We start from the raw sequence: 6,302 nt of genomic DNA, 5'->3' as shown, positions 1-6,302 counted from the left end.
AACCCCCAGTCCGAAAGGACCGGGGGTTTTTGCGTTCCAGGGCAAGGAGTGAGGGGAAGCGGAACCGAGATTGCAGTGCGGGGTTGACCTCAATGAGCATTCAGACATGCTCATGCCGCAACTCAAGGCCAAAACAACCCGAAACGTAGGCTGCAATCATCAGATCAAGATGCGCGCCGCCGCCATTCTTGAACAACGTGACCTGGGCTTCAGAGTGCCGACTGCTTCCCGCAGCGCCAACGAGATCATAGAGATCGCCCCGTATGTGATCCCGTTTGATCGCCCCGCTCGCAAGTGGCGCCATCAACTCGCCAATCCGATCAATCGTCGTGTCGCGGTAGTCGACGTAGACCAGGGACTTGGCGATCAGCGCATCGTCGGCCTCCCGCATTTCCGGCGTATATGCGCCGATGAGGTCGATATGTGTGCCCGGACGCACCCATTGTCCGTAGATCAGCGGTGTAGTCGACATGGTGGCGCTCGAGACGATATCGGCGTCTGCGACGGCGCCCGGCAGGTCTGTAACGGCCGTCACTATGGGGCCGAGGGCGCCAAGCCCAGCGACGAGCGCCTGCGCTTGTTCCGGGCGCCGGGACCAGATTGAAATCCGCTCTATGCTGGGGAAGCCGGCCGAATAGGCCTGCACCAATGTCGCGGCGACCATGCCGGCGCCGACAATAAGTAGGTGACGACTGTCCGGCCTCGCCAGGCACCGTGCGCCTAACACGGAGTCAGCGGCGGTCTTGAATTGGGTGATCAGTCGGCTCTCGATGACAGCCCGCAGTGCGCCATTGTCGGGAGCGTACAGCAGCACGGCACCCTGGATCGATGGCAGGTTGTTCTGGGTGTTTGCGGGAAAAATAGTTTCGCCTTTGATCGCGAAGCCCAGCCCCTCGATATGCGCGGTGCGGCTGACGATACTGGCGTTTGCCGTCCCCAGAAGCACGTCTCCCTGTTGGGGGCGCGGCAGTCTGTGGCCCGCGCGCAATGCTTCGATCGCGCCCGGCCAGCTCAGTGCAGGCGCGCACGCCGCATAGGTCAGAACCTGCATCGTCTCCCCCGTATTCCTGCCTCCCTAAATAGGGTCTTTGGCAGCGTTTGTCGCCAAGGGATCGACGATGGGCATGCTCGGCTTACCGCGCCGCCATGCTCTCCAGGGCCTTGGAGACGATCATTTCAGCGATGGGAATGGCGGAAGTCGCGGCGGGAGATGGCGCGTTGCCGACGTGGAGCGTGCGCGGAGATTGGTTGAACAGGAAATCCTGCGCCATGGTGCCATCGCGTGCGACGGCCTGGGCCCTTATGCCGGCGGGGCGCTCCACCAGATCGCTCAGCTCGAGGCCGGGGCAGTATTTCTGACAGGCCTTGAGATAGCGGCGCTTGAAGATCGAATTGGCAAATTCATCCAGCCCGGACCGCCACTGGTTTTTGGCCACGTTCCAGAAGCCGGGGAACGTTGCCAGCGCCAAGGCGTCGTCGAAATCAAAGGAGCGTTTGGGATAGCCCTCGCGTGCAAGGCCAAGGACAGCGTTGGGGCCCAGTGTGAGTTCGCCGTGGATCGTCGGTGTCAGGTGAATGCCGAGGAAAGGCAGGGCCGGGTCGGGTACGGGATAGATCATGTGATGCACGATGTCCCGTTTTTCGGGGCTGACATCGTAGTACTCGCCGCGGAACGGGATGATCTGGTGATCGATATCGAGCCCGGCCTGACGCGCCAGGCGATCCGACTGCAGGCCGGCGCAGGCGATGACATAGCGAGCGGTGATGCGGGTCTGGCCTGCCACGATGTCGACGCGGTCGGCGGTCTCGCGCAATTGCGTGACGGCGTGGCCGAGCAGAATGGTGCCCCCGGCCTTCTCGATCTCTGTCCCCATGGCCACGCAGATCTGCCGATAGTCGACGATGCCGCTATCCCTGACGAACAGGGCGCCAAGTCCGCTGATGTTGGGTTCGCGTTCGCGCAATGCCGCTTCAGACAGTGTTGTGAAGGCGATGCCGTTCTCGGTGGCGGTTTGTGCCAGCTTGTCCATGCGCGCCAGTTCCATGGCGTCGGTTGCCACGATGAGCTTGCCGCGGGTTTCAAAGGCGATGCCGTGCTCGGTGCAATACTGGCGCGTCGCCTCGGCCCCGGCCTTGCAGAGGCGGGCCTTGAGGCTGCCGGGTTTGTAATAGACCCCGGCATGGATGACGCCACTATTGTGCCCTGTTTGGTGACAGGCCAGCATGGTTTCCTTTTCGATGAGGATAACGCTGGCGTCCGGGGTTCGCCGCAAAATGTCGCGTGCCGTCGCCAGCCCCAGAATGCCGCCGCCAATGATGCAATAATCGTAGAGCATGTTGTCCTGCCTAGCCGAGCGCGTCGGCGATGAGAGCCATGGGATGGCGGGCCTTTGTCTTGGTCAGGCGTTCCACCTGACAGCGGCACGAAAAGCCGGTCGCGAGGATTTCCGGTTCGCCGCTGACCGGCTTGGCCCAGCTGGCGTTGAAGAGATTACGCGACATTTCCTGATTGTTGATGTCGTGGCCAAATAGGCCCGCCATGCCGCAGCAACCGGTTTCAACCGGCTGCACGGGGATGTTCAGGGCGGCAAACACCTGTTGCCAGCTTTTGAGGGCGGTTGGGGCGGCGGCCATTTCGGTGCAATGGCCCATGAGCTTGCGACTGGCCACTTCCGCGGCGCGCGGCCAGCGATCGCCTGCCGCCATCCGGGCGGCGAGGAAGTGCTGCACTAGCGCGAGATGCGGCGTCGTTGCGTCGAGATGGCGGTACTCCTGCCGCGCCAGCATGGCCATGGCCGGATCGGCGGCAACGAGCGGCAACCCGCTCTGGCTGATCTTGTGCAGAGCTGCAATCTGCTGGCGGGCGCGGCTTTGATAGCGGGCCACAAGCCCGAGCACATGGCTCGATTTGGCTCCGGCAGGGAGCGTGACGATTACGGGATGATAGCCAAGCGCGGCAAGGCCATTGCAGATGTCGGCAATGGCTTCGGTGTCAAACATGGTGGTGAACGGATCGGCGAGCACCGCCACATCGCTGCTGCCGGCAATGGCCTTGTCGAAGCTGCGCCAATGGGCCACGGGATGGCCGAGGTGATAGAGGCCGCGCCGAGAAATGGCCGGCGCATCCAGCATGCCGATCGCTGCCGCGCCCCACTTGCCCACCAGCGCCATGCCGAGCCGCGCCAGCGGCCGGGTTCTGTCGACCAGATTGGCCGCCGCCTCCAGCGTCGTCACTAAGTGGTCGCGCAGGGGGCGGGGTCGGGACTTGTAATAGTGCTCGAGAAAGGATGACTTCATCGCCGGAATGCTGACCTGAACCGGGCAGCGCCCGGCACAGGCATTGCAGCTGAGGCAAGTGCTGAGTGTGTCGAACACGTCTTCTTCAAAGGCGGCAAGATCGGCGATCCCGTCGATCTGGCCCTGCCGCCACTGGCGGATGGCGTCGGCGCGCCCCTTAGGCGATTGCCTGTTGTCGCGGGTGGCCTGATAGGACGGGCACATCGGGGTGGCCCGCGAAAAGGACAGGCAGGCGCCGTTGCCATTGCAGTGAAAGCTCTTTTCGAACAGGTCACCCGGCGCATTGCCGCGGCGGAACGGCAGGTCGGCAATGCCCAGGCGTGGCTGCTGCAGCACAACGAGCTTGCCCGGGTTGAAGCGCTCTGCCGGGTCAAACGCGCGCTTGACCGATTGCAGGGCGGCATAGGCTTCTGGCCCGACGAAATCGGGCAGATAAGCGCCGCGGATGCCCTTGCCGTGCTCGCCCCAAAAGATGCCGCCATGGGTGTTGCACAGGGCATAGACGGCGTCGGAAATGGCTGAGAACATCGCCTGATCAGCTTCGGCGTCGAGATCGAGCGCTGGCCGAACATGCAGGCATCCGACGTCGATATGGCCGTAAATGCCATAAGTCAGCCCATGCTGGCGCATCAGCGCGTCGAACCCGGCAACGAAGGGCACAAGGTTTTCGACCGGGACCACACTGTCCTCGATAAAGGCGATGGGGCGGCGCCGCCCGTCGCGTTTGCTGAGCAGTCCAACCGCTGCCGCCCGAATGCCCCAAAGCCGCTTCTGCTCGTCGGGGTCAAGCGCGGTATAGGTGCCGGTGGCGCCGGGGAGTTGGCGGGCGAAACTGCCGAAGGCCGTGGCGCGCGCGTCGACGTCCGCCGCGTCATCACCAACGAATTCGACGAAGATATGCGAGAGGTTCTGGCCTTCGCCGCCGCGCACATCCTGGGGCAGTGCGTCGGTTAGTCCGGCCTCGCGCGCCAGTCGGCCCACCCAGCCATCCATGATTTCGATGGCCAGTGGATCATGTGTCAGGGCCGGCGCGCCTGACAGCAGCGCGTGGTCAAAGCTCTCAAAGGCCACAACGACCAGGCGCTTGTGCTGCGGCACAGGCATCAGCTTGACCCGGATGCGGGTGACAATGCCCAGTGTCCCCTCTGCGCCCAAAAACAGTCGCCACCAGTCAAGGGTCTGCGCATTGGGGCGCGCGCGCTCCAGATCATAGCCGGTAAAGCGTCGGTTGATGCGCGGCGTATTGGCGATCAGAGCATCGCGTCCAGCGTCACAGGCAGCGGCGAGGTCGGCGAGCAGCGGCTCGGCCCAATCGGGCGCCGGCGCGAGGCTCGACAGATGGCGGCCGCCGTCGAGGACGATATTGAGGCCGACAATGTTGTCGCCTGTCTTGCCATAAATGCGCGAACCCTTGCCCGACGCGTCGGTGCCCACCATGCCGCCAATGGTGCAGCGGCTCGCGGTTGAGGTATTGGGCGCAAAGAACAGGCCCTCGGGCGCGAGGACGCTATTCAGTTCGTCGAGCACGACGCCTGGCTCCACATCGGCCCAGCCCTCGGCAACGTTGACCTCCAGCACCCTTGTCATGAAGCGCTGGAAATTGAGGATCACGCCGCGATTAAGGCTCTGCCCATTAGTGCCGGTGCCGCCACCACGGGGGGTGATGGGCAGGTGGGCAAATTCGGGCTCCGCCATGACGGTGAGCAGCATGATCACATCGGCCTCGTCGCGCGGCGCTACCGCGAGGTCCGGCGTCAGCTCGTAAACGCTATTATCGGTGGACATGGCTGCGCGCGCGGCGCGGTCAAGGCTGATGTCCCCCCTAAACCCGCGCTGCAACACAGCCGCCCGGAGGGCAGCAAAAGAGCCCTTTGCGTCAGACGCGGCGGGCAGAGGGCGGGAAAGGTTGAGGGCGGTCGACATGATGCAATTGAACCACGGCGCATAACTTCGTAGAAGTTGAATGTTATGAATGGTTATTCGTCAAAAACGAACATAGGCCTGCGCCACTTCAAGGCGGCCCTTGCTGTGGCCGATATGCGCTCGTTCGCACGCGCCGCCGAGCACCTCCATGTCGTGCCATCGGCGCTGACCGAAACCATTCGTCAGCTCGAGGCCGAGAGCGGCGTGCAATTGTTTGACCGCAGCGCACGGCCCGTGACCCTGACGCCTGCCGGTGACGAGCTTATCGTGCGGGCGCGGCGCATCGTGGCCGATTTCGATCTGGCCATGCTGGACCTGCGCCGCCTCGGGGGACTTGAAAGTGGGTCCATCCGGGTGGGCGCCGCGCCCTCCATGGTCGGGTTTCCCCTCTCGCCGGCCATTCGCAATCTGGCCGCCCAGCATAAGGGCATTGATGTCACTGTGTTCGACGACATTGCCGAACGGCTGGGAACGATGGTTCTGGACCGGGTAGTGGATTTTGCCCTGGCCGAGCGCTGGCACGATACCGATGAGCTGACCTACGAACCCCTGCTCAATGATCCCTTCGTGCTGGTCTGTCACAAGGACCATCCCCTGGCGTCGCGGGAAAGCGTCCTGCTTGCCGACATTCCCGAAGGCGACATGATGCTGCTCGATGACAGCACGGGCACCGGCAAGCTGATCGGGCGACCCGGCGTTCTGCCCGAGCGCCTGCGCCATAGCCAGATGCGCGCCCACAGCACGATCTCGCTCCTGATCATGATCTCGGAGGGGATGGGGCTGTCGCTCATGCCCCGGCTTGCCGCCTCCGTGTTGCGGTCACCCAACATTGCCCTGGTCGCGTTGGCCGATCTCTCCCTGGAGCGGCAGTTGTGCATTGTCAGCCGGGCTCATGCCAGCACAAGTCCGGCCGTCGCGGCGCTGATCGGCCATATCAAGGCGTGTCTGCAAACGCTGCGCGACTGACGCGTTTTGCCCTTGGCTGAATCAGGATTTTCGGGCGCAGAGGCGATCTCGTTTTTGCGCTCGGCGAGTATTGCCAGGACATTTGCTCAGTACCAGACGGTCTGGATACCCACAGC

The 6,302-nt window shown here is 63.5% G+C and carries 4 protein-coding genes; 1 reads left to right on the top strand and 3 read right to left on the bottom strand.

The annotated features are described in order from the left end of the window. Window positions 1-100 precede the first annotated feature (100 nt). The 3 genes from WH87_RS15510 to WH87_RS15500 all read right to left on the bottom strand — a co-directional run bounded on the left by WH87_RS15510 (window position 101) and on the right by WH87_RS15500 (window position 5,082). A complete protein-coding gene (locus WH87_RS15510) occupies window positions 101-1,051 on the bottom strand; it encodes an ornithine cyclodeaminase family protein (protein ID WP_046140684.1) in 951 nt (316 codons plus the stop codon). Between the two features lie 82 nt (window positions 1,052-1,133). Next, window positions 1,134-2,336: an L-2-hydroxyglutarate oxidase gene (gene lhgO, locus WH87_RS15505; RefSeq protein ID WP_046140685.1), complete on the bottom strand. Its 1,203-nt coding sequence runs from the start codon at window positions 2,334-2,336 to the stop codon at window positions 1,134-1,136. Window positions 2,337-2,346: 10 nt separating this feature from the next. Then, on the bottom strand, window positions 2,347-5,082 hold the full coding sequence (locus WH87_RS15500) for an FAD-binding and (Fe-S)-binding domain-containing protein (RefSeq protein WP_245622435.1): 2,736 nt from the start codon (window positions 5,080-5,082) through the stop codon (window positions 2,347-2,349). A gap of 183 nt (window positions 5,083-5,265) precedes the next feature. Between WH87_RS15500 and WH87_RS15495 the strand changes: the two genes are divergently transcribed. Next, window positions 5,266-6,186 carry a LysR family transcriptional regulator gene (locus tag WH87_RS15495; RefSeq protein WP_046140686.1) on the top strand — a complete coding sequence of 307 codons (921 nt, stop codon included), beginning with the start codon at window positions 5,266-5,268 and terminating at the stop codon, window positions 6,184-6,186. Window positions 6,187-6,302: the final 116 nt, after the last annotated feature.

This window comes from Devosia epidermidihirudinis (assembly GCF_000971295.1).
Taxonomy (GTDB): Bacteria; Pseudomonadota; Alphaproteobacteria; order Rhizobiales; family Devosiaceae; genus Devosia; species Devosia epidermidihirudinis.
Note: the sequence above shows the minus strand (reverse complement) of the source record. Positions and strands in the feature narration are given on the sequence as shown.